Source organism: Bacteroides sp. D22 (assembly GCF_000163675.1).
In the GTDB taxonomy this organism is placed as follows: Bacteria; Bacteroidota; Bacteroidia; order Bacteroidales; family Bacteroidaceae; genus Bacteroides; species Bacteroides xylanisolvens.
This window is the reverse complement of the sequence record NZ_GG774795.1, coordinates 179,002-203,186: the sequence shown is the minus strand read 5'-3', so window position 1 is coordinate 203,186 and position 24,185 is coordinate 179,002. Positions and strand designations below refer to the sequence as shown.

The window sequence follows — 24,185 nt, the reverse complement described above, 5'->3', positions numbered from 1 at the left end:
CATGTTCCGGATTTTTTGCATCTTCATGCCGTCAAAGAGAAATATTCGTGTAACTTTGCAAACTGATAGTTTAAAAACAAGAAGAGAAAAAATGATAGTTTGCATAGCCGAAAAGCCGTCTGTAGCACGTGATATAGCCGAAGTACTCGGCGCTCATACCAGAAAAGAAGGATATATAGAAGGAAACGGATACCAGGTGACCTGGACATTCGGGCATCTTTGTACCCTGAAGGAGCCACATGAATACACCCCTAACTGGAAATCATGGAGCTTGAGCAGTCTGCCGATGATTCCGCCACGTTTCGGTATCAAGCTGATTGGGCATGATCCGGGTATTGAGAAGCAGTTTCATGTGATAGAGTGGCTGATGCAGAATGCGGATGAAATCATCAATTGCGGTGATGCCGGGCAGGAGGGAGAATTGATTCAGCGCTGGGTGATGCAAAAAGCTGGCGCACGCTGTCCGGTGAAGCGCCTGTGGATTTCTTCGTTGACGGAAGAAGCTATTCGTGAAGGATTCTCGAAACTGAAAGACCAAGCTGAATTTCAATCACTTTACGAAGCCGGTCTTTCCCGTGCGATGGGTGATTGGCTGTTGGGAATGAACGCTACCCGTCTTTATACCCTTAAATACGGTCAAAACAAACAGGTGCTCTCTATCGGTCGTGTACAGACACCGACGCTGGCATTGATTGTCAACCGTCAATTGGAGATAGCCAATTTTGAACCCAAACAATATTGGGAACTGAAAACAAACTATCGTAATACCACTTTCTCTGCACTCATTCGCAAAAGTGATGAAGAAATTGCCGCGGAAGAGGAAAAGAACGGCGGAAAAAAGAAAATAGATAACCCGGGCATCGACCCTATTGCCAACCGGGAAGAAGGCGAAGCATTGGTAGAACGTATGAAAGACCTACCTTTTGTAGTCACCAATGTCGGCAAGAAAGACGGGAAGGAATACGCTCCACGTTTGTTCGATTTGACTTCCCTTCAGGTAGAATGTAACAAGAAATTCGCTTATTCGGCCGATGAAACACTGAAACTGATCCAGTCTCTTTATGAGAAGAAAGTGGCTACCTATCCGCGTGTGGATACCACTTTCTTGAGCGATGATATTTATCCGAAATGTCCTGCTATCCTGAAAGGACTCCGTGATTACGAAGTCTTGACAGCTCCGTTAGCTGGCACTACACTTCTTAAATCAAAAAAGGTATTTGACAACTCGAAAGTGACGGATCACCATGCCATTATCCCAACCGGAGTCTATGCTCAAAACTTGACGGATATGGAACGTCGTGTCTACGACTTGATAGCCCGTCGTTTTATAGCCGTGTTCTATCCGGACTGTAAAATTTCTACTACCACTGTGATGGGAGAAGTGGATAAGATAGAGTTTCGGGTAACCGGAAAACAAATTCTGGAACCGGGATGGCGTGTCGTGTTTGCCAAGGAAGTAAAAGACCCTACTGAAGAAAAAGAGGAAGAGGATGAAAATGTACTTCCTGCTTTTGTGAAGGGTGAAAGTGGTCCTCATATTCCGGACCTGAATGAAAAATGGACACAGCCGCCCAGACCTTATACTGAAGCAACCTTGCTTCGTGCAATGGAAACAGCCGGAAAACTGGTGGACAATGATGAACTTCGCGATGCTTTGAAAGAGAATGGTATCGGTCGTCCGTCTACCCGTGCTGCAATCATTGAGACGTTGTTCAAGCGAAATTATATCTGTAAGGAAAGAAAGAACCTGATTGCCACCCCGACAGGAGTGGAGTTGGTGCAGCTTATTCACGAAGAATTATTGAAATCGGCAGAATTGACAGGTATTTGGGAAAAGAAGTTGCGTGAGATTGAAAAGAAAACATACGATGCCCGCCAGTTCCTCGAAGAACTAAAGCAGATGGTTTCAGAGATCGTAATGAGTGTACTTTCTGATAATACGAATCGACGCATAACTATTCAGGACGCAGTTGCTGCAAAAGCCGAAGAGAAAGAGAAGAAAGAACCTAAAAAGCGTGAACGAAAACCGAGTACACCGAAAGAAAAGAAACCAAAAGCGGAAAAAACGACGAATGAAGTGAAGACTGATTCGCCCGGTTCTCCTGCTCCGGTGGCCATGGCAGCTTCAACTCCTTCTGCGGCAGGTGAGGTAGATGCGTTTGTAGGTCAACCCTGTCCACTTTGTGGTAAAGGAACCATCATTAAAGGGAAGACTGCTTACGGGTGTTCGGAATGGAGAAATGGATGTACTTTCCGGAAGAATTTCTAATTTTCCGCACAGTAACAAGGTAAAGTGTATGGCTGAAATAGTTTAGTGGAAAACTACTTGATTTATAGAAAAATACACTATATTTGTACATAAATCTATATGGACTACTATGAACCGTTTTGCAAACTACTACAAGAAGATATTCTCGCAAGAATATATAGATCGCACCATTTCGGGCGGTATCAAGTCACAGCTCACCTTGCTACTCGTTACCATTGCTACGGCGCTGGCTATCTTTTTTATTATCGTGATGCTCTTTTCCATCCAATTGCATGGACACGAGGAATGGGGAGAAAGGCTCTGGGCAGTGTACAACAACTTTGTCGATCCCGGTAACCAAATAGAAGAGACTGCCTGGCCTAACAGGATATTAGTGGGACTTATCAGTATTTCGGGATCCGTTTTACTGGGCGGTGTGCTCATCTCTACTATCTCTAATATTATAGAGCGGCGTGTGGGAGTGGTATACGCGGGGCGAATGACCTACCGTAATATAAAAAATCATTATGTACTGATCGGATTCAACGAATTGTCTATCAATATGATACGTGAACTGTATGACGAATGTCCTTCGGCACGTATTTTGCTGATGAGCGGTATGGAGTCGGCAACGGTGCGGCATCGTATACAGTCGGCCCTGCCTGTTGAAGTTGAGCGACAAGTGCTTGTTTACTTTGGCAACATTGAGTCGATCGAAGAACTTCAGCGGTTGAACATAGAGAGTGCTATTGAAGTATATGTGCTGGGTGATGAAGAACGTTACGGGCGCGATGCTAAAAATATAGCTATTGTGCACTTGGTAAGTACTCTGCGTGGTAAATGTTATGATGGTAAGATGATGCCTGTGTATGTACAGTTTGATAGCATCCCTTCGTATTCTAACATACAGAAAATGAATCTGCCGCCCGAAGTCTTTTGTATAGAAGGCAAGCCTAATATTTTCTTTCGGCCCTTTAATCTCCATGAAAACTTGGCCCGGCAGCTATGGAGCCTTTATGGAGCTGATTGTGAAAGGCGTTATGATCCGCTGGATTATCGCCCCATAAGCATTACACAACAACCTGATGGAAGTTGGAGTGCTACCAGTCAAGACTATGTGCATCTGGTTATCGTGGGATTCAACCGAGTGGGACGTTCGTTGCTACTCGAAGCATTGCGTATCTGCCATTATGCCAATTATGATGACCGTCTGCCTGCAGATGAACGTATACGTACCCGTATCACTTTAGTGGATCGCGAGATGGAGGCACAGAAAGACTACTTCAAAGCTCAATTCCCCTATATAGAGAGCCAAATAGATGATATTGAGGTGGAATATTGCCATGACGATATTTGCAGTACTGCTATGCGTACCCGCCTGCAGCAGTGGGCACAAAATAAGCATTGTATGCTTACAGTGGCCATTTGTGTGCATGATCCTGATTTGAGTCTTTCATTAGGACTCAACTTACCACATGAAGTTTATCAGTATCAGTGTCGTGTGCTAATCCGTCAGGAGTTTAATAATGATTTGTCGTCGATGGTGGACGACGAGAAGGGACGCTATCGCTATGTCAAGGTGTTTGGTATGGTAGACAGGGGAATAAAGAAAAACATCTTGCAAGATAAACTGGCTTTGTATGTGAACTACTTATACGATTGTTGTTATGCTGATGAAAGCCTCAAACAAAAAGAGGTATTGAAGAAGATGTATGAATCCTATGGTAACCATTCTGCCGACTTTATTTTGATGAACCACCAGGCGCAGTATTTGTGGAATAAACTAAGCGAGCCGTTGCGTTGGGCTAACCGCTATCAACTAGATGCCTATAGTGTATTTTGTCGCACATTGGGCTACGGCATCAGACGGAGTGACCACTCACCGGCACACATATCCGAATCTATGTTCAATGAAGATCTGCCAGCTCAAGTTTTGTATCTGTTAGTACGCATGGAGAAGTACCGATGGAATGCCGAGCGTACGGTGGCCGGTTGGAAACGTGCTAAGGTGAAGGATAAGGTATTTTTGCAACATCCTCTTATTATGCCTTTCTACGAACTACTACAAAAGCATCCCGAAGAGGTAGAGAAGGATGCTGATGTAATTTATAATCTGCCCTACATACTGGCATTGGGAGGATATGAGCTTTATAGATTGGCCGATTAATAAGCCGACTTAACATTTATACATAAGTTAGAGAGACACTACTAACCGCAACCCGTAATCAATATCCCACCGTTGTGGGGTCACTCCATAACGGCTGGTGACTTTACAGTATTTCTCGAAGGTGTAATAACTGCCTCCGCGTAATACTTTATGCATATCCTTTTCATTTATTTAATATCTATCGCTAGAAATGAGTTCTGCGATGATAACTGTCATGCATCGAAAACCAAAAACTTCCTCATTCACTGAATAAATTCTTTTTTTTCATTAAAATCATCTTTCTTGTAGGCAATAATCGTGTCATATTTGTTATTTATAAATAAGAGTATCAATTATTTAAAAAGAAAGAATATGAAGAAACAATTAGCAGGAGTTGCATTGGTGTTGGTTGCCGTCTCTTTGGGGAGTATACAGCCTGTGGAAGCATGTACGCGTGCAGTATACATAGGTCCTGACCAGATGGTGATAACGGGGCGTACCATGGACTGGAAAGAAGATATCATGACGAATATCTATGTGTTTCCACGTGGTATTCAGCGTGCGGGACATAACAAGGATAAAACGGTGAACTGGACTGCCAAATACGGAAGTGTAATTGCCACAGGATATGATATTGGTACTTGCGATGGAATGAACGAGAAAGGATTGGTGGCGAGTCTGCTTTTCTTACCGGAATCTATTTACTCTCTTCCCGGTGATACCCGTCCGGCAATGGGAATCAGCATTTGGACACAGTATGTGCTTGATAACTTTGCTACGGTACGCGAAGCCGTGGATGAACTGAAAAAAGAGACTTTCCGGATTGATGCTCCCCGTATGCCGAATGGGGGACCGGAATCTACCTTGCATCTGGCTATAACCGATGAAACTGGGAATACGGCTGTATTGGAATATTTGGATGGAAAATTAAGTATTCACGAAGGGAAAGAATACCGGGTGATGACAAATTCTCCCCGATATGACTATCAATTGGCTATTAATGATTATTGGAAAGAAATTGGTGGCTTACAGATGCTACCGGGAACAAATCGTGCGAGTGACCGCTTTGTCAGGGCTTCTTTCTACATTCATGCCATTCCGCAAACTGCTGATGCAAAAATTGCAGTTCCCAGTGTATTGAGTGTGATGCGTAATGTTTCTGTACCATTTGGTATTAACACGCCGGAGAAGCCTTATATTTCTTCTACCCGTTGGCGTTCCGTTTCCGATCAGAAGAATAAAGTGTATTATTTCGAATCTACTTTGACACCGAATATGTTTTGGCTGGACTTGAAGAAAATAGATTTTAGTCCGAAAGCAGGGATTAAGAAATTGTCTCTGACAAAGGGAGAGATTTATGCAGGTGATGCAGTGAAGGATTTGAAAGACAGTCAATCGTTTACTTTCCTTTTCCAGACTCCGGTCATGTAATTTGTTGGTATCTGTAAATATATAAAAAGAGCGGTGGACAGGTTTGTAATCAAACACTTGTCCATCGCTCTTTTTTATATACCGTTTATAATTAGACTTTTTGTCTGTCCGCTTTATCGTCTGGCGTATTCTTGATGAAATTCAATGACTGCCTCTATCCCTTTACGGAAAATATCCAGTGAAAAGTTTTCGTTTGGTGAATGGATGGCGTCTGATTCCAAACCGAATCCCATCAATACAGTTTTGATTCCCAATACTTGTTCAAAAGTAGAAATGATAGGAATACTACCACCACGGCGTACTGCCAGCGGTTTCTTTCCGAAAGCAATTTCAAAGCCTTTTTCGGCAGCCTGATAAGCAGAAAGCGAAATCGGGCATACGTATCCTTGTCCTCCATGCATCGGAGTCACTTTCACCTGAACAGTTTCCGGAGCAATGCTTGAAATATACTCTGCAAACATCTGCGAAATCTTATGATGATCCTGATGCGGAACTAACCGGCAGGAAACTTTGGCATACGCCTTTGAAGGAAGTACGGTTTTAGAACCTTCTCCCGTATATCCGCCCCAAATGCCACATACGTCAAAAGACGGACGACAGCTGTTACGTTCCAATGTGCTGTATCCTTTTTCTCCGAAAAGCTTTTTTACGCCGATTGCTTCTTTGTATTTCTTTTCGTCAAAAGGAATATGCGCAATCATTTCCCGTTCGGCTTGCGGAACTTCTTCCACATCGTCATAGAATCCGGGAACGGTAATCCGTCCGTCGGCATCCGTCACCTTGCTGATAATCTGGCAAAGTGTGTTGATGGGATTAGCCACCGCACCACCGAAATGTCCGGAGTGTAAATCACGGTTCGGCCCAGTCACTTCTATTTCCCAATAAGCCAGTCCGCGAAGACCAGTCGTTAAAGACGGAAGTTCAGCTCCCAGCATACTCGTATCCGAGACAAGGATGACATCTGCCTTCAGCAACTCTTTGTGCTCTTCGCAGAAAGCTTCCAGGCTGGGTGAGCCTATTTCTTCTTCACCTTCGAAGATGAATTTTACATTATTCTTCAGCAATCCGTTTTTGACGAGATACTCGAACGCTTTCACCTGGATGAATGATTGTCCTTTGTCGTCATCTGCTCCACGCGCCCAGATATATCCGTTCCGTATTTCCGGTTCAAATGGTTGGCTCTTCCAAAGTTCCAGCGATTCGGCCGGCATTACATCGTAATGAGCATAAACCAATACGGTCTTTGCGTCCGGGTCGACCATCTTTTGAGCGAAAACAATCGGATTGCCCTTTGAGGGCATCACCAATGCTTCATCTGCTCCAGCTTCAAGTAACAACTGCGCCCAGCGTTCTGCACAAGCCAGCATATCATCGTGATGCTCCGGCAGAGCACTGATACTGGGGATACGGATGAGACTGAACAGGTCATTCATCATTTTCGGTTCGTGCGCTATTATGTATTTCTGAATTTCGTTCATTACAGTTGCGTTGTTTTATCCAGTAAGTAATAATCAAGTATAGTCATGGCGGCCATTGCTTCTACGATAGGCACGGCACGGGGCAGTACACAAGCGTCATGGCGTCCGCGTGCTTTCAGGGTGGTGTCGATTCCATCAATGTTGACGGTTTCCTGTTCCATCAGCAACGTTGCAATCGGTTTGAATACTACACGGAAATAAATATCCTGACCATTACTCAATCCTCCCTGGATACCTCCGGAGTGGTTGGTATGTGTCTCGATGCGTCCGTTGTTATTATAGAAAACATCGTTCTGTTCGGAACCTTTCATTTTTAGTCCTTTGAATCCTTCGCCGTATTCGAATGCTTTGGCAGCGTTAATGCTTAACATGGCGTTACCCAAGGCAGCATGGAGTTTGCCGAAAACAGGTTGTCCAAGTCCGATGGGGCATCCCTTGATGACGCAGGTCAGTGTGCCACCGATGGTGTCGCCTTCTCCTTTCACCTTATATATAAGGTCTGCCATTTCTTTTGCTTTTTCCGGGTCCGGACAACGTACATCGTTTGTTTCTATCAAATCGAGGTCGTAATCCGAGTAAGTACCCTCCAATTTGATAGGACCTACCTGCGAAGTATAGGCAGTGATATTGATACCCAGTTGACGAAGTGCTAACTTAGCCAATGCACCGGCTACTACGCGCGAAATCGTTTCGCGTGCGGAAGAACGTCCGCCGCCACGGTGGTCACGGATTCCGTATTTCACTGTGTACGTGTAATCAGCGTGTGAAGGACGATATACATTTTTCAGATTGTTGTAGTCATTGGAGTGTTGGTTTTCATTCCAAACGATAAAACCAATAGGGCATCCGGTGGATTTCCCTTCAAAAATGCCTGAAAGAAACTCAACTTTATCAGCTTCTTTACGTGCAGTGGTAAGAATGGATTGTCCCGGACGGCGGCGATTAAGTTCTTGTTGTACAAATTCTTCGTCGATGACAATTCCTGCCGGAAATCCGTCAATCACTCCTCCAACTCCTTTTCCATGAGACTCACCGAAACTTGTGAGCCGAAAGATATTGCCAAATGAATTAAACATAGTTGTGGCTTTTTTAAAATTACTATATGCAAATATAACAAAGTTTTCGATAAGAAAGTTGTGAACTCGAAATATCTTCGAAAAAGGAAGCATATTGAACCTTTTTTCTTCTTTTTAGTTTATAAGGGACGAAATTTATTATAATAACTAAACCAAAGACGTATGAAAAAGAATCTATTGTATTTATTGGCATTGGTCTGCTCTCTTACTTTCTTTGCTGCTTGTAGCAGTGACGATGACGACAGTGATAACAAGAATAATGGGAATCCTCCTGAAGAGGAAGCTGCGATAACGGCTCCGGATGTAGTCGGAACGTATTGGGGAAATCTGGATATATCCATGATACCGGATGGTTCTGACCAGGAAATTGTCATAGGAGATGGAATAGAGAAGTTTATCACTCTCTCGCAAGTCAGCAATACGGAAGTGAAGATTGAATTGAAGGAGTTTGAACTGTTTATCAACCAACAGATCCTGAAATTTGGAGATATTGTTGTTGATAAGTGCGAAGTGAAGAAGGGGGAAGGGGTGTCTACATTTACCGGACAGCAAGACCTTACGTTTGAGGGAAATGCCGCTGCTTTGGGTACCTGTCCTGTAACTGTTACGGGAACGGTAGAAGATGGAAATGCAGACATGACCATTAACGTGAAAGTGCCTACATTGCAACAGACTGTAAAAGTGACCTATTCCGGAGTGAAACAGGTGGCGGAGTCTGGTGGAAATTAATTCCTTATTCACCACAGATTACACAGATTAACACAGATTATTTATATTGATAGTCTATGACTTATAAATCAATCTGTGTTAATCTGTGTAATCTGTGGTGAGACTTAAAATGCGTACCCAAAACCTATATTCAAATAGATAGGATACATTGCAAAAGTGATTGTATTAAAATTGCTTTTAAATATATCGTTCAATCCCCAGGTGAGATCAGCATACACATTGAGGTGCTTGAAAGCTCGCCATCCGGCTCCCACCTGTAATCCCCACTGGAAATGTCTCAAGTCGTCCGAGAAATCGTAGGTTGCAATTTTGCCGTCGGTAAATTCTACTTTCGGACCGGTGGGATCATCTTCCCGCAAATATCCTTCGTACACATGACCTGAAAATTCTCTTGAAAGCAGATACGAGAAATAAGGTCCGGCTTTGATGTTCCATCGGTTACTTAGTTTGTAGGTAGCCATTAGAGGTATAGTCAGTCCGGCGGTATGTACTTTGGTTTTCACTCCGCCCGTCCATACTCCGCTGATTCTTTCACCTCCTTGTCCGAGAATTTCCATATTGTAATTTTTTACGGTGGCTTCGGTGGTCATTGCTTTGTTTTCGAGCCGGAGTCCGACTATGATTCCGAGTTTGTTCTGAACGGCAATCCATTTGGTTACTTCGCCCCCTATGCTGATGGCCAGTGTCGGGTTATATCCGTCAATCGAACGGATTTCTACCGGAAGGGGAAGCGGGGCTGTGCCGCCAATGCTGAAACCTGCTTTGATTGCATATTCCAGTCCGTGAAGGGCGGAACGGATCAGCGTTTCATTTCGGTCTACCTGTGAATAGCCGGGGAGAGCTATTCCTATACAGGCTAATAAACTGAATATATACGGATAGATTTTCATCATTATGGTTGTTATAAAGTTATTTAATTCCGTTCGTTTGATAATGTGCACGTTTTGTGTGGGTACATTGCTTGAGTGTATTATGAGGTATTGTTATGGAAAATCCTTCATCGAAATCCCGCTAATTTTCCGAGTGATAGATTAACTCGGCCTCGTCGATCAGTAATGTACTTCCGATTGCTCCGTTAAAATGATCTCCTTCCAGACTTGAGGTAAACACAATGGCTATATTATATTTCCCATCCCTTAGCTTCTCCTTATCAATGAATTTTCCGGGGAGAGTGATGAAAGGAAGTTTAAAGTAAGTCCATTCGTTCGTTTCTTTGGCATTATTAATCCGTGCTGTTGAAATCAGGTTCGGACTGGTGAATGCATTCGTTCCGTCGAGAGTGGGAACAGATTCACTGGTTTCGTACATGATGGCATATATGTCACAGATGTCCCGTTTCCCGTTCACAGGTTTTCCTCCCTCTGTAAACTGATCTCCTGCTTTGTATTTATAATAACCAGCTAGATAAGTGGGTACATGCCGGAAAGGAAGGCCGAATTTAGTCGCTTTCAGTGGATTGCTCATTGCGTTACTCACATCGAAAGAACCGATAAACAGATTTCCTGCCGCAATAGGCATTCCTGCTAGCTGACCGAAGAATCCGGTACTGCGTGTCACTAAGGAGAGGCATTTGCCGGCTTTTCCGTCCGTTATTTGGAAAGTGGGATAATCATCGGCTGTTTTGGCTACTCCGGTCATGGCATAACCCGCATTTCCGCTGGCCCATTCCATGACGACCTTATCTCTTTCGCGTTCTACAAATATGTAGTACTTCTTTCCGCCCAGTGTATCTTCGAAGTTATAGTTCGTGGCAAGTTCCGTGTCGATCACTGATACTGTATATGCTTTTTTCCAAATACCGTCGGCAGCTGTGACAGTATATTCCTGTGGGGTATTGAAATTTCGTTCTGTGCCGCTAAGTGGACTGATCGTAGCTCCTGGAGTCAATGTAAATTCAGGTTTGAGTTCTGAAATATCAGTTCCCGGACCGACAAAGATAGTTATGGAATTATTGTTAATAATAGGGCTGGTTGTCATGGCTACTCCCGGTAGTATACAACTTAATATGTCTGCTTCTGCATTGAGAGCTTCTTCGCGGATGCATGAAGAGGAAACAATAGCTAGTAGCAAATAGACAATTACGTGTTTTGCTTTCATTTTTCTATCAATTCTTTCTGTTAAAGTTTGGTATATGGGAGATTTTATAACAATATGAGATTTTATTTGTTCATTATAGAATGTTGGAAAAGAAAGAATTTCCTATTTTTGTGGAATCAAAACTTATAAGTCTATGACTGAATCAGAAAGAAGGCAAATTATAGAATTGATTAAGAAGGAGGTCATTCCGGCTATCGGATGTACGGAACCTATCGCAGTAGCGCTTTGTGTTGCTAAGGCTGCCGAAACATTGGGAGCGAAACCGGAAAAGATAGAAGTCCTGTTAAGTGCTAATATATTAAAGAATGCTATGGGAGTAGGAATCCCGGGAACGGGTATGGTCGGGCTTCCCATAGCGGTTGCTTTGGGTGCGTTGATTGGCAAATCAGATTATCAGTTGGAGGTGTTGAGGGATTGTACATCGGAAGCGGTGGAACAGGGAAAACTGTTTATCGCAGAAAAACGGATTTGTATTTCTCTAAAAGAAGATATTACGGAAAAGCTTTATATTGAAGTGAACTGTAAAACGGGAGATAAAACGGCTAAAGCCATCATTGCCGGTGGACATACTACTTTTATATATATAGCCAAAGATGAACAAATGTTGCTCGACAATCAACAGACAGCTAGCGAAGAAGAGGAAGAGGCTTCGCTCGAACTAAATTTGCGCAAGGTCTATGATTTTGCACTGACTGCTCCGCTGGATGAAATCCGTTTCATCCTTGACACAGCCCGTTTGAACAAAGCTGCTGCCGAACAAGCATTTAAAGGTAACTACGGACATTCTTTAGGGAAAATGCTTCGGGGAACTTATGAGCATAAAGTGATGGGGGATAGCGTGTTTTCTCATATCCTCTCTTATACGTCGGCTGCCTGCGACGCCCGTATGGCTGGCGCTATGATTCCTGTAATGAGTAATTCCGGCAGTGGTAATCAGGGGATATCCGCTACACTTCCTGTCGTTGTCTTTGCAGAAGAAAACGGAAAAAGTGAAGAAGAACTGATCCGTGCTTTAATGCTTAGCCATCTCACTGTTATATATATCAAACAAAGTTTGGGGCGTCTGTCTGCTTTGTGTGGTTGTGTGGTAGCTGCCACAGGTTCCAGTTGTGGAATCACCTGGTTAATGGGAGGAAACTACAATCAGGTTGCCTTCGCTGTTCAAAACATGATTGCCAATTTGACAGGAATGATTTGTGACGGTGCAAAACCGAGTTGTGCCTTGAAGGTAACCACCGGAGTTTCGACAGCCGTACTGTCTGCCATGATGGCAATGGAAGACCGTTGTGTGACTTCCGTAGAAGGAATTATAGATGAAGATGTAGACCAAAGTATCCGTAACCTGACAAGAATCGGCTCGCAAGCCATGAACGAAACGGATAAAATGGTGCTTGACATCATGACGCACAAAGGATGCTGATTTTAAGTATTAAGTATCAAGTATTAAGTATTAGGCATTAAGTATTAGCCGGAATGACGGCATAAAAAAAGTATTAAGTATTAAAACTCCGGCTATATTCGCACGAAATTAATACTTAATACTTTATACTTAATACTTCAATTAATGACAGTGTCCGCCTTCGCAACCGCAGTCGTCGCCACAGCCATCACCGCAGCTGTCGCATCCGCAACCGCAACCACCTTCGCCACTCATCATTTTCACCAATTCCTGGATTTCTTCGTTAGTAGCAGGACGGCTTTCCAGTATTTCACCTTCGAAAATCAGGTCGGCACCAGCCAACGGGTGATTGAGGTCAACTACTACAACATCCGGTTTGATTTCTACTACGCTGGCATTTACGCGCTGACCGTCACCAGTCATCAAAGGTACGATGTTACCTTCTTTAATACGTTCGCTGTCAAACTTGCCATCTATTTCAAAAATATTTTTGGGGAGGTCAATAACGTGTTGTTCGTCATATTGTCCGTAAGCCTTATCTGCCGGAATGGTAAAATCAAATTTATCACCTTTAGAAAGAGCAGTTATCTGATTTTCGAAATCTTCGAGTGTTGTTCCTAATCCTGAAATGAATTGAAAGGGATGTTCTGCTTTTGCTTCTTCGAACAACTCTTTTTCACCATCTTCCATTGTATATAGTTTGTATGCAACGGTAATGTACTTGTTTTCTACTGTTTCCATCTGATCTTTTTTGTTTCTGATTAATAATTCCCGTAAATACGGGTCTACAAAGATACGAATTATTTGCTTGTACTCCGGTATAGGGAGGGTAAATTTCAGATTATTAAGTGCTTTTGTCAGAAAAAGGAAGTGAGGTGCGCAGTTAGATAATAGTTGTAAATTCAACCTTTAAGTGATAAAATAGAGAAATAATACCTCTCTTTTCTTACAATTATTCGCTTTTAAGTGATTTTTTTCTTCGATTTGTTTGGATATAATAAAAAAGCCCTTACCTTTGCAGCACGAAAATAAAGAAAAGAAGATATGAATATGTTACATACATCTATTAACCTAGCAGTCCTGCATATTATTCGCGTCGTGGTGGTCCCATCAAGAGCGTGAGAAAGGTTTTTGTGTTGTATGTGTTCGTACCATAAAAGATAGAATTTAGAGCCTTTCTCACTTGTGTGAGGAAGGCTCTTTAATTAAAAGATAGATTGAAATGAAAAAGCAATTACGCAGTTCGTTTAGTACACAAGGCCGTCGGATGGCGGGAGCCCGTGCATTGTGGGCAGCCAACGGCATGAAGAAGAATCAAATGGGTAAACCCATTATCGCTATCGTCAATTCGTTCACACAGTTTGTCCCGGGGCATGTACACCTACATGAAATCGGTCAGCTGGTGAAGGCAGAGATTGAGAAGCTGGGATGCTTCGCTGCGGAATTCAATACAATAGCTATCGACGATGGTATAGCAATGGGACATGACGGTATGCTTTATTCGCTTCCTTCACGTGACATCATTGCAGATAGCGTAGAATATATGGTTAATGCGCACAAGGCGGATGCAATGGTATGTATCAGTAATTGCGATAAGATCACTCCCGGAATGTTAATGGCGGCTATGCGTCTGAATATCCCTGCCGTATTTGTATCGGGTGGTCCGATGGAAGCGGGAGAATGGAATGGCCAGCACCTGGATTTGATCGATGCGATGATTAAATCGGCCGACGAGAGTGTTAGCGATCAGGAAGTAGCGAATATCGAGCAAAATGCTTGTCCTACTTGCGGATGCTGCTCCGGTATGTTTACCGCCAACTCGATGAACTGCCTGAATGAAGCAATCGGACTGGCTCTTCCCGGCAACGGAACCATTGTAGCGACACACGAAAACCGTACGCAACTTTTCAAAGACGCTGCGGAACTGATCGTGAAAAATGCAAAATTATATTATGAAGAAGGAGACGAAAGTGTACTTCCCCGTAGCATCGCTACCCGTCAGGCTTTCCTGAACGCCATGACGCTGGATATAGCAATGGGGGGATCTACCAATACGGTTCTTCACTTGTTGGCTGTTGCTCACGAAGCAGAGGTAGACTTCAAGATGGATGATATCGACATGCTTTCCCGCAAGGCTCCTTGTCTCTGCAAGGTGGCTCCCAATACACAGAAATATCATATTCAGGATGTAAACCGTGCCGGTGGTATCATTGCCATTATGGACGAACTGGCAAAGGGAGGTTTGATAGATACATCCGTTCGTCGGGTAGACGGAATGTCACTGGCAGAAGCCATTAATGAATATTCAATCACCAGCCCGAATGTGAGCGAAAAAGCAATTAAGAAATATTCGAGCGCAGCCGGAAATAAATTCAATCTCGTACTTGGTTCACAAGGTATGTACTATAAGGAACTGGATAAGGACCGTGCAAACGGATGTATTCGTGACTTGGAACATGCTTACAGCAAAGACGGCGGACTGGCCGTATTGAAAGGTAATATTGCTCAAGATGGTTGTGTAGTAAAAACAGCAGGTGTAGACGAAAGTATCTGGAAGTTTACCGGACCTGCCAAAGTATTTGATTCGCAAGAAGCAGCCTGTGAAGGCATCCTCGGAGGTCGAGTCGTCAGTGGCGACGTCGTCGTCATCACGCACGAAGGTCCGAAGGGTGGTCCCGGTATGCAGGAAATGCTTTATCCTACCTCTTATATAAAATCCCGTCATCTCGGAAAAGAATGTGCTTTGATTACCGACGGACGTTTCAGCGGTGGAACTTCCGGATTGAGTATCGGACATATTTCTCCTGAAGCGGCAGCTGGAGGCAATGTCGGAAAAATTGTAGACGGAGACATTATCGAAATCGATATTCCGGCCCGGAAGATTAACGTGCGACTGACGGATGAAGAACTGGCGGCCCGTCCGATGACTCCTGTTACTCGTGACCGTTATGTACCGAAGAGCCTGAAGGCGTATGCCAGCATGGTAAGCTCTGCCGATAAGGGAGCAGTGAGAATTATATAATATAGTTGGTGATAGTTGATAGGTAATAGTTAGCTGCGCAGCACTTAGCGCAATGATTGTAAACCATTCATTTTCAACTGTCATTTCTCAACTATCATTTATCATTTATCAACTATCAACTAATATGAAAGATTTAATAACAGGTGCAGAGGCTTTGATGCGCTCCTTGGAACATCAGGGAGTGACTACCATCTTTGGTTACCCCGGTGGTTCTATTATGCCGGTATTCGATGCCTTGTACGATCATCAAAATATATTGAATCATATCTTGGTTCGTCACGAACAGGGAGCTGCCCATGCCGCACAGGGTTATGCCCGTGTATCGGGTGATGTAGGTGTTTGCCTGGTGACGAGCGGTCCCGGAGCAACCAATACGGTAACAGGCATTGCGGATGCGATGATCGATAGTACGCCTATCGTAGTGATTGCCGGACAGGTCGGAACAGGCTTTCTTGGGACGGATGCTTTTCAGGAAGTTGACTTGGTAGGTATCACCCAGCCAATCACTAAATGGAGTTATCAGATTCGCCGTGCGGAAGATGTAGCCTGGGCGGTAGCACGTGCGTTTTACATTGCTCGTAGTGGTCGTCCGGGGCCGGTGGTACTGGACTTTGCCAAAAATGCGCAAGTAGAGAAAACGAAATACGAACCGACGAAAGTCGATTTTATCCGTAGCTATGTTCCTGTTCCCGATACGGACGAGGAGTCTGTACAGGCTGCTGCCGAACTGATTAATAACGCTGAACGTCCGCTTGTATTGGTTGGACAAGGTGTTGAACAGGGAAATGCACAGAGCGAATTGCGCGAGTTTATCGAAAAAGCGGATATGCCTGCGGGTTGTACGCTGCTCGGGCTTTCGGCTTTGCCAACAGAACATCCGTTGAATAAAGGTATGTTGGGTATGCACGGCAATCTGGGACCGAATATCAATACCAATAAATGTGATGTGCTGATTGCTGTTGGTATGCGTTTTGACGACCGTGTGACCGGTAATTTGGCTACTTATGCCAAACAGGCAAAAGTGATTCATTTTGATATCGATCCTGCGGAAGTTAATAAGAATGTAAAGGTAGATGTAGCTGTATTGGGAGATTGCAAGGAAACACTGGCTTCTGTGACGAAACTTCTGAAAAAGAACACTCATACCGAATGGATTGATAGCTTCAAAGAATATGAGAAAGTAGAGGAGGAAAAAGTAATCCGTCCCGAACTTCATCCTGCCACAAACTCTTTGAGTATGGGGGAAGTGGTACGTGCGGTAAGTGATGCTACTCACCATGAAGCTGTTTTGGTAACAGATGTAGGTCAAAATCAGATGATATCTGCACGCTACTTTAAATATACGAAAGAACGCAGTATCATTACTTCCGGAGGACTTGGAACAATGGGCTTCGGGCTTCCCGCAGCTATCGGGGCAACTTTCGGAGCACCGGAACGCACCGTATGCGTATTTATGGGAGATGGCGGACTGCAAATGAATATTCAGGAACTGGGTACGATTATGGAGCAGAAGGCTCCGGTGAAGATTATCTGCCTGAACAATAATTACCTAGGAAACGTACGTCAGTGGCAAGCTATGTTTTTCAACCGTCGCTATTCGTTTACCCCGATGTTGAATCCGGATTATATGAAAGTGGCCTCGGCTTATGATATTCCTTCCAAACGTGCTTTCACTCGTGAAGAACTGAAGGAAGCTATTGCTGAAATGCTGGCAACGGACGGTCCGTTCCTGCTCGAAGCTTGCGTGGTGGAAGAAGGCAATGTTTTGCCGATGACTCCTCCAGGTGGTTCGGTAAACCAGATGTTGCTGGAGTGCTAGGAGAAGTTGAGAGTTGAGAATGGAGAGTTGAGGGTTCGCATTTAAAAAATTAGAGTTATGAGTGATAAAACGTTATATACAATCATTGTTCATTCGGAGAATATAGCCGGGTTGCTGAATCAGGTAACTGCTGTATTTACCCGTCGGCAAATAAATATTGAGAGTCTGAATGTATCTGCTTCTTCTATTAAAGGTGTACATAAGTATACAATAACAGCCTGGACTGATAAGGACATCATTGAGAAGGTAGTGAAACAGATCGAAAAGAAGATCGACGTGATTCAGGCACATTATTTCACAGAGGATGAAATTTATTTCCACGAGATTGCATTATATAAGGTGTCTACTCCTGCTTTTCAGGAGAATCCGGAAGCATCCAAGCTGATCCGTAGATACAATGCACGTATAGTGGAAGTCAATCCGGTATTTTCCATTGTCGAGAAAAATGGAATGAGCGAAGATATAACTTCGCTCTATGGTGAACTGAAGGCTTTGAATTGTGTTTTGCAGTTTGTTCGTTCGGGACGTGTAGCGATTACTACCAGCTGTTTTGAACGGGTGAATGAGTTTCTCGATGGACGGGAAGCTATGTATAACCAAAGTAAAAACCAATAAGAATAATGAATGAAGAAAATAGAATAGGGACTTATCAGTTTGTGGCAGAACCGTTCCATGTTGACTTCAACGGACGTTTGACTATGGGGGTACTGGGAAATCATCTGCTGAATTGTGCAGGTTTTCACGCCAATGACCGTGGTTTTGGTATTGCAACGCTGAATGAGGACAATTATACATGGGTGCTTTCACGTCTGGCTATTGAGTTGGATGAAATGCCTTATCAGTATGAGAATTTCTCGGTTCAGACGTGGGTGGAAAATGTCTACCGCTTGTTTACGGACCGTAATTTTGCTATTATTGATAAGGATGGGAAGAAGATTGGCTACGCACGTTCTGTATGGGCAATGATTAATCTTAATACCCGCAAGCCTGCCGACTTGTTGACTTTGCATGGGGGAAGTATCGTAGACTATGTCTGTGATGAGCCTTGTCCGATTGAAAAGCCTTCACGCATCAAAGTGACAAGCGATCAGCCAATAGCTACCCTGACGGCAAAATACAGTGATATAGATATCAACGGTCATGTAAACAGCATCCGTTACATCGAGCATATCCTTGATTTGTTCCCGATTGAATTGTATAAGACCAAGCGTATCCGTCGTTTTGAAATGGCGTATGTGGCGGAAAGCTATTTTGGTGATGAACTCTCTTTCTTCTGCGATGAAGTGAACGCAAACGAGTTTCACGTAGAAGTGAAGAAGAATGGTAACGAAGTTGTTTGCCGCTCGAAAGTGATATTTGAATAAATGTGAGAATATAAAATCAATTAATAACAGATGGCGTAAGTCATCAAAAACTAAAAACAAAAAGAAAATGGCACAGTTGAATTTTGGAGGTACTACTGAAACTGTAGTAATCCGTGACGAATTTCCATTGGAAAAAGCTCGTGAAGTATTGGAAAATGAAACAATCGCTGTAATCGGTTATGGCGTACAGGGTCCTGGACAGGCACTGAACTTGCGTGATAACGGTTTCAATGTAATCGTTGGTCAACGTGAAGGAAAAACATACGATAAGGCAGTAGCAGACGGATGGGTTCCGGGTGAAACTTTGTTCGGTATCGAAGAAGCTTGTGAGAAAGGTACTATTGTAATGTGTCTGTTGTCTGACGCAGCAGTAATGTCAGTATGGCCTACTATCAAGCCTTACCTGACTGCCGGAAAAGCTCTTTATTTCTCACACGGTTTTGCTATCACTTGGAACGACCGTACAGGTGTAGTGCCTCCTGCTGATATCGACGTTATCATGGTTGCTCCTAAAGGTTCGGGTACGTCTTTGCGTACTATGTTCCTCGAAGGACGTGGCTTGAACTCTTCTTATGCTATCTATCAGGATGCTACAGGCAAGGCTTACGAAAGAACTATCGCACTGGGTATCGGTATCGGTTCCGGTTATCTGTTCGAAACAACTTTCCAGCGTGAAGCTACTTCTGACTTGACAGGTGAACGTGGTTCATTGATGGGTGCTATCCAAGGTTTGTTGCTGGCACAGTACGAAGTATTGCGTGAAAACGGTCATAGTCCTTCTGAAGCATTCAATGAAACAGTGGAAGAACTGACACAGTCGTTGATGCCGTTGTTCGCAAAGAACGGTATGGACTGGATGTACGCTAACTGCTCTACTACTGCTCAACGTGGTGCTCTCGATTGGATGGGCCCATTCCACGATGCTATCAAACCGGTAGTTGAAAAGTTGTATAACAGTGTGAAGACTGGTAACGAAGCGCAGATTTCTATCGACAGTAATTCACAACCTGATTATCGTGAAAAATTGAACGAAGAACTCCGTCAATTACGCGAAAGCGAAATGTGGCAGACTGCTGTAACTGTTCGTAAACTTCGTCCGGAGAATAATTAATTAGACTAGATTATACAAGTTTTAAAAGAAGGAGAGGGCTTTTTGCTTTCTCCTTTTTTTATTAATAAGATATTTAAAATGGGTAGGTGAAACTTGCAGAAACTTTTTTTTGAAAAATATATCAATAATGTGATTAAAATATGCAAGTTTATGTTTATATTTGCACCATCAAATAAAATGAACGAGAAGTATGATGTGTTTTAACTTACCCCAAAGAATGATTAACATTGCTAAATTAGCATGTGTTATCGGTGTTGTTTCTGTTGTTTTCTCAAGCTGTTTACAGAAAGATGTATATGATCCTGCTAATTCAGGAGATAAAGAAGAAGTTACTTTAGATAACTATTTCGACTTTGCCACTACTAAGAATATTCAATTGAATATTGATTATGGAAAGGAATGTCCTAGGGCTTATTTTGAAGTTTATGCTGAAAATCCGCTTTCTTATGTGGCAGAAGGCGGTCAGATTATAAAGAAAGCAGGGGTTTCACACATTGCAACCGGATTTACAGATATACAAGGACGTTATATCAAACCGGCTTCTTTCCCGACAGCAGTTTCAGAAGTTTATATTTATTCTCCGGATTTTGGTGTGCCGACTTTGTATAAAACTAAAGTTGTCGGTTCGGATGTCAGCGCAAAAATAACCTTTGAGAATGCTCTTGATGTAACTGCTTTGGATTCATCAACGAGAAGTGCACAAACAAGATCTTCTTTGAAATTTATTACAAATGTAATTCCGAATGTATTAGGAACTTGGAATGTAAATACTGGTAGGCCTAACTATCTGGATGCTTCCAAAAAAATAAATGTGGATGCAACGCTTAAGAGTTATATAACGACATATTTTCCGGAAGGAAAGAATAATGTAGGAACTAATTTAGTCTCTGATGATGCTGATATTCTGATAAAAGAAGATGCGAATGTCGTTGTCAACTATTTCGGAGGAGATACAGGTGCGCAAAGTGTGTTTGCTTACTATTGTTATTCGGAAAATGCCAGTATTGATAAAATAAGACAAGCTGCAAAGCATGCATGTGTAATCTTCCCTAATGTACATAAAAGTAGTCTGGGTAATTATAGTGGGGTTGCGGTGAATTTGAAATATATTGATGAGACAGGCAGCTTTCCGGAAGAAGAACCGGAACGTATCCCAGCAGGTACAAAGATTGGTTTCCTAATTTGGAATGACGGTTGGAGAGGTGTTAAGGCTAATGGGAATATGTTCTACTCAACCAAATCTTTGAATAGTGACAAAATTTCTCACACTGCAATTTTTGCAGCAAAAAATAAAGCAGGTGATAGAGTGAATGTTATCACTATGGAAGACTGGAAAAACGGTGAAAATGACTATAATGATGTTGCTTTCGTTATCTCTTCTAATCCTATTGCTGCTATTGAAGTTCCGGATGTTCCTAATCCGGGTGATCGACAAGGAACAGAAAAGTATTCTGGAGTGCTTGGCTTTGAAGATAACTGGCCTGAACAAGGAGATTATGACTTGAATGATGTAGTCATGAAATATCAGTCAAGTGTTGATTATAATATAGATAATAAAGTTCTTAATATTATTGATAAGTTCACATTGGCTTGGACGGGAGCTAATTATAAAAACTCGTTTGCGTATGAGGTTCCTTTCGATTTGAGTAAAGCGTCCCAAGTAATAATCAATGGCGATGAAATTACTTCCTATTCAGGTAATGTGATAACATTATTCAAGGATGCTAAAGCTGAATTGGGAGTATCCAATGTGAATGCGGAGGATATGATTAATCAGAATATTCAAGAGAAGACATATACGGTATCCATACAATTTAATAACCCTACTCTTGATAAATCAGTGGTGGTAGCTCCTTATAACCCTTTTATAAAAGTATTCAACTCTGCCACAGAAGTCCATCTGACAGATCATAAGCCGACGACTGGTGCGAATAATCGTTTCCCTTCCGGAGCTGATATTTCTCGTGGTGATGTAGATGGTACCTATTTCATTTGCAAAGATGGTTTTCCGTTTGCAATTCATGTAGATGCTCGTTTGGACGCTTCTATTTTGAATTTAGATCTTAAAAAGGAGAATCAGCGCATTGATAAAACATATCCTAAATTTGCAGAATGGGCAAAAACGCGCGATCCGCAAATAAAATGGTGGAAATAGTTGGAGTGCATTGGAATAATCGACTATCTTTGAGGGTGAAAAATTAAGAATAGTACTGATGTAAAATATTGTTTGTTTTGTTTGTGTTAAAAAAAGTGTGGTTTCGGGAGAAAGTGTGCTTTGTTAAAAGGAGGATTAAGTATTTAATCCTCCTTTTTAATGAATAACATCAACCTTTTATAGAAAGGATGCTTGGCAAGGGTGGAGGTATCTCCTAATATAACAAGTTTCATTCGTGCCCGCGTAATCGCTACATTCATTCTTCGCAAGTCATTTAGAAACCCGATTTGTCCGTCCTCGTTGGCACGTACGAGACTGATGAAAATAACGTCTCGCTCCTGTCCCTGAAAGCCGTCTACCGTATTCACGGTGATGAGGCTGCGGAAAGGGCGTAAAAAGCTGCTTCCTTTTATTTTTCCTCTCAAATATTGCACTTGTGCCTTGTATGGCGAAATCAGACCGAAATCAATTCTTTCATCCAGTATTCGCTCTTTGCCGATACGTTCGATGTAAGTTTCCAGTTCTTGCAGTAGTAGGTTGGCTTCCTGCTTATTGATGCGTCCGAAGCTTTCTCCTACAAAATCTTCGTGAAAGTCCATCTCTGAAGTATCGATCCAGTTCATGGGAGTGTCGAAATCAAGAATCCCCCGATAGCGTACTTCCGGAGCAGCTTCCAGTTCTCCGTGATAAAACCAGTCGGAGGGAAACTGCATGATGGTTTCATGCATTCTGTACTGTACTTTTAATAGAGAGACCGCGGAAGGTTTTTGTTGAACGACTTTTTCCATTAATGTATGATCCAATCCTCCACGGGAAGCTTCTATACATTTGATAGTCGGCGGAAGCTGACAATGATCTCCTGCAAGGATGACCCGGTCTGCTTTGCGGATAGCGATCCAGCAGGCAGCTTCGAGGGCTTGTGCAGCTTCGTCGATGAATAAAGTCGAAAAACGACGTCCGTTGAGCAGGCGGTGGTTGCTGCTGACTAGGGTAGAAGCAATCACACGGGCACTGTCGAAAAGATCGGCATTGATTTGTATTTCCAACTCCGTGGCACGGTCGCGGAGACGACTCATGCGATTACGCATTCCTTCCCGTTCAGAATAACTACCCCGGCGCATCCGGCTACCCATTTCGCGGATAGATTTACGGATTCCCCAAAGCTCCGGATAGGCAGGATGACTTTCAAACCGGCGTTCGTAGGTGGATGAAAGCATTTTGTCGTTGACTCGGGTCGGATTTCCAATGCGGAGCACGGGTACTCCCCGGTCTACCAGTTTCTCACAAATCCAGTCGACAGCCGTGTTGCTTTGTGCACAGACAAGCACTTGTGGTTCCCGGTGTAACGTTTCGTAAATCGCTTCGACAAGAGTCGTTGTCTTTCCGGTTCCCGGAGGACCGTGAACAATAGATACGTCACGCGTACATAGCACCTTGTTGACTGCTGTTTCCTGTGTACTGTTCAGCCATGGAAAGCGGACAGGATATAATTCGCGGAATCCCGGCTTTTGGGTACCCAACAAAATGTCGCGCAGTTCCGCCAGGCGGTTGTCCTTGGCGCGTATCGTGTCTTCCAGTGCCTCGAACATGGCCCGGTACGATGTTTCGTCAAAATAAAGTTGTATCCCCAGTATACCGTCAGTTTGCAGTTCCGCTAAAGCTCCCGCTCCGGGGAGTACAACGACCATTCGTTCTTCGTCGGCAAAGCTGACGGTAGCGATGAAATCCATATACTTCACTTTTCCTTCGAATGACTGGTGGAAAAAGCAAACAGGACGGCCGAACTCAAAGGAATGCTCTATTTCTTTATTTTCGGTCCGTGTAATATCTATTACAAGCTGATTCAGCGAATTGTAGTAACTTCGGCCAAGAGAGACAGGATACCAGCAGAGACCGCGCTTCACTTTACGGGCAACGCCCATTGTTTCGGTCTGCCGCTTAAATTCTTCCTTCTCATATTCATACTCCATCCGCAGGAGGAGTTGCTGTTGCTGAAGGTCTATAATGGGACTTTTCGGATTATTACTCATAATAGGCGCAAAGGTAACAAATCTTCGTTCCGGGTAGAAAAAATATTTCATTTTGTTAAACATTACTCGAACGTCGTTCG

General features: G+C 43.2%; 17 protein-coding genes and 1 pseudogene. 11 read left to right on the top strand and 7 right to left on the bottom strand.

The window, feature by feature from the left end:
* Window positions 1–91: 91 nt before the first annotated feature.
* Window positions 92–2,269 (top strand): DNA topoisomerase 3, encoded by a 2,178-nt coding sequence (locus tag HMPREF0106_RS23425; protein WP_009038766.1) that lies wholly within the window; start codon window positions 92–94, stop codon window positions 2,267–2,269.
* Between the two features lie 109 nt (window positions 2,270–2,378).
* Window positions 2,379–4,415 carry a hypothetical protein gene (locus tag HMPREF0106_RS23430; protein WP_009038765.1) on the top strand — a complete coding sequence of 679 codons (2,037 nt, stop codon included), beginning with the start codon at window positions 2,379–2,381 and terminating at the stop codon, window positions 4,413–4,415.
* Between the two features lie 27 nt (window positions 4,416–4,442).
* Here HMPREF0106_RS23430 and HMPREF0106_RS28085 read toward each other — a convergent pair.
* Window positions 4,443–4,586, bottom strand: a pseudogene (locus HMPREF0106_RS28085) (formylglycine-generating enzyme family protein); the annotation flags it as partial.
* A 180-nt stretch (window positions 4,587–4,766) separates the two neighbouring features.
* Here HMPREF0106_RS28085 and HMPREF0106_RS23435 point away from each other — a divergent pair.
* Window positions 4,767–5,825: a linear amide C-N hydrolase gene (locus HMPREF0106_RS23435; protein ID WP_009038764.1), complete on the top strand. Its 1,059-nt coding sequence runs from the start codon at window positions 4,767–4,769 to the stop codon at window positions 5,823–5,825.
* A 113-nt stretch (window positions 5,826–5,938) separates the two neighbouring features.
* On the opposite strand, the gene HMPREF0106_RS23440 is transcribed toward HMPREF0106_RS23435, so the two are convergent.
* Both HMPREF0106_RS23440 and aroC read right to left on the bottom strand, forming a co-directional pair.
* Window positions 5,939–7,303 (bottom strand): dipeptidase, encoded by a 1,365-nt coding sequence (locus HMPREF0106_RS23440; RefSeq protein ID WP_009038763.1) that lies wholly within the window; start codon window positions 7,301–7,303, stop codon window positions 5,939–5,941.
* Entirely contained in the window at window positions 7,303–8,379 is a 1,077-nt protein-coding gene (gene aroC, locus HMPREF0106_RS23445; protein WP_008024813.1) for a chorismate synthase, read from the bottom strand. Before aroC ends, HMPREF0106_RS23440 begins: the two co-directional genes overlap by 1 nt.
* A 162-nt stretch (window positions 8,380–8,541) precedes the next feature.
* On the opposite strand from aroC, the gene HMPREF0106_RS23450 reads away from it, so the two are divergent.
* Entirely contained in the window at window positions 8,542–9,108 is a 567-nt protein-coding gene (locus tag HMPREF0106_RS23450) for a calycin-like domain-containing protein (protein WP_008024812.1), read from the top strand.
* Window positions 9,109–9,212: 104 nt separating this feature from the next.
* Here HMPREF0106_RS23450 and HMPREF0106_RS23455 read toward each other — a convergent pair whose 3' ends face one another.
* Both HMPREF0106_RS23455 and HMPREF0106_RS23460 read right to left on the bottom strand, forming a co-directional pair.
* On the bottom strand, window positions 9,213–9,998 hold the full coding sequence (locus tag HMPREF0106_RS23455) for a porin family protein (protein WP_032850963.1): 786 nt from the start codon (window positions 9,996–9,998) through the stop codon (window positions 9,213–9,215).
* Window positions 9,999–10,119: 121 nt separating this feature from the next.
* Complete coding sequence (locus HMPREF0106_RS23460; RefSeq protein ID WP_004313579.1) at window positions 10,120–11,205, bottom strand: PCMD domain-containing protein; 1,086 nt, start codon at window positions 11,203–11,205, stop codon at window positions 10,120–10,122.
* Window positions 11,206–11,338: 133 nt separating this feature from the next.
* On the opposite strand from HMPREF0106_RS23460, the gene HMPREF0106_RS23465 reads away from it, so the two are divergent.
* A complete protein-coding gene (locus HMPREF0106_RS23465; protein WP_009038761.1) occupies window positions 11,339–12,625 on the top strand; it encodes a serine dehydratase subunit alpha family protein in 1,287 nt (428 codons plus the stop codon).
* Window positions 12,626–12,766: 141 nt separating this feature from the next.
* On the opposite strand, the gene HMPREF0106_RS23470 is transcribed toward HMPREF0106_RS23465, so the two are convergent.
* Entirely contained in the window at window positions 12,767–13,345 is a 579-nt protein-coding gene (locus HMPREF0106_RS23470; protein WP_004313581.1) for a peptidylprolyl isomerase, read from the bottom strand.
* A gap of 481 nt (window positions 13,346–13,826) precedes the next feature.
* Between HMPREF0106_RS23470 and ilvD the strand changes: the two genes are divergently transcribed.
* The 6 genes from ilvD (at window position 13,827) to HMPREF0106_RS23500 (ending at window position 22,075) form a co-directional block, all read left to right on the top strand.
* Window positions 13,827–15,626 carry a dihydroxy-acid dehydratase gene (gene ilvD / locus HMPREF0106_RS23475; protein ID WP_009038760.1) on the top strand — a complete coding sequence of 600 codons (1,800 nt, stop codon included), beginning with the start codon at window positions 13,827–13,829 and terminating at the stop codon, window positions 15,624–15,626.
* Window positions 15,627–15,750: 124 nt separating this feature from the next.
* Window positions 15,751–17,445, top strand: a complete 1,695-nt coding sequence (ilvB, locus tag HMPREF0106_RS23480) for a biosynthetic-type acetolactate synthase large subunit (RefSeq protein ID WP_009038759.1) — start codon at window positions 15,751–15,753, stop codon at window positions 17,443–17,445.
* A 57-nt stretch (window positions 17,446–17,502) separates the two neighbouring features.
* On the top strand, window positions 17,503–18,060 hold the full coding sequence (gene ilvN, locus HMPREF0106_RS23485; protein ID WP_004299476.1) for an acetolactate synthase small subunit: 558 nt from the start codon (window positions 17,503–17,505) through the stop codon (window positions 18,058–18,060).
* Between the two features lie 5 nt (window positions 18,061–18,065).
* On the top strand, window positions 18,066–18,809 hold the full coding sequence (locus HMPREF0106_RS23490) for an acyl-[acyl-carrier-protein] thioesterase (RefSeq protein WP_008015591.1): 744 nt from the start codon (window positions 18,066–18,068) through the stop codon (window positions 18,807–18,809).
* Between the two features lie 67 nt (window positions 18,810–18,876).
* Entirely contained in the window at window positions 18,877–19,920 is a 1,044-nt protein-coding gene (gene ilvC / locus HMPREF0106_RS23495) for a ketol-acid reductoisomerase (protein ID WP_008641144.1), read from the top strand.
* Between the two features lie 190 nt (window positions 19,921–20,110).
* Window positions 20,111–22,075, top strand: coding sequence for an LruC domain-containing protein (locus tag HMPREF0106_RS23500; RefSeq protein WP_032850944.1), 1,965 nt, complete (start codon window positions 20,111–20,113; stop codon window positions 22,073–22,075).
* A gap of 143 nt (window positions 22,076–22,218) precedes the next feature.
* Here the strand turns inward: HMPREF0106_RS23500 and HMPREF0106_RS23505 are convergent, their stop codons facing one another.
* Window positions 22,219–24,156, bottom strand: coding sequence for an AAA domain-containing protein (locus tag HMPREF0106_RS23505; protein WP_050427834.1), 1,938 nt, complete (start codon window positions 24,154–24,156; stop codon window positions 22,219–22,221).
* Between the last annotated feature and the right edge of the window lie 29 nt (window positions 24,157–24,185).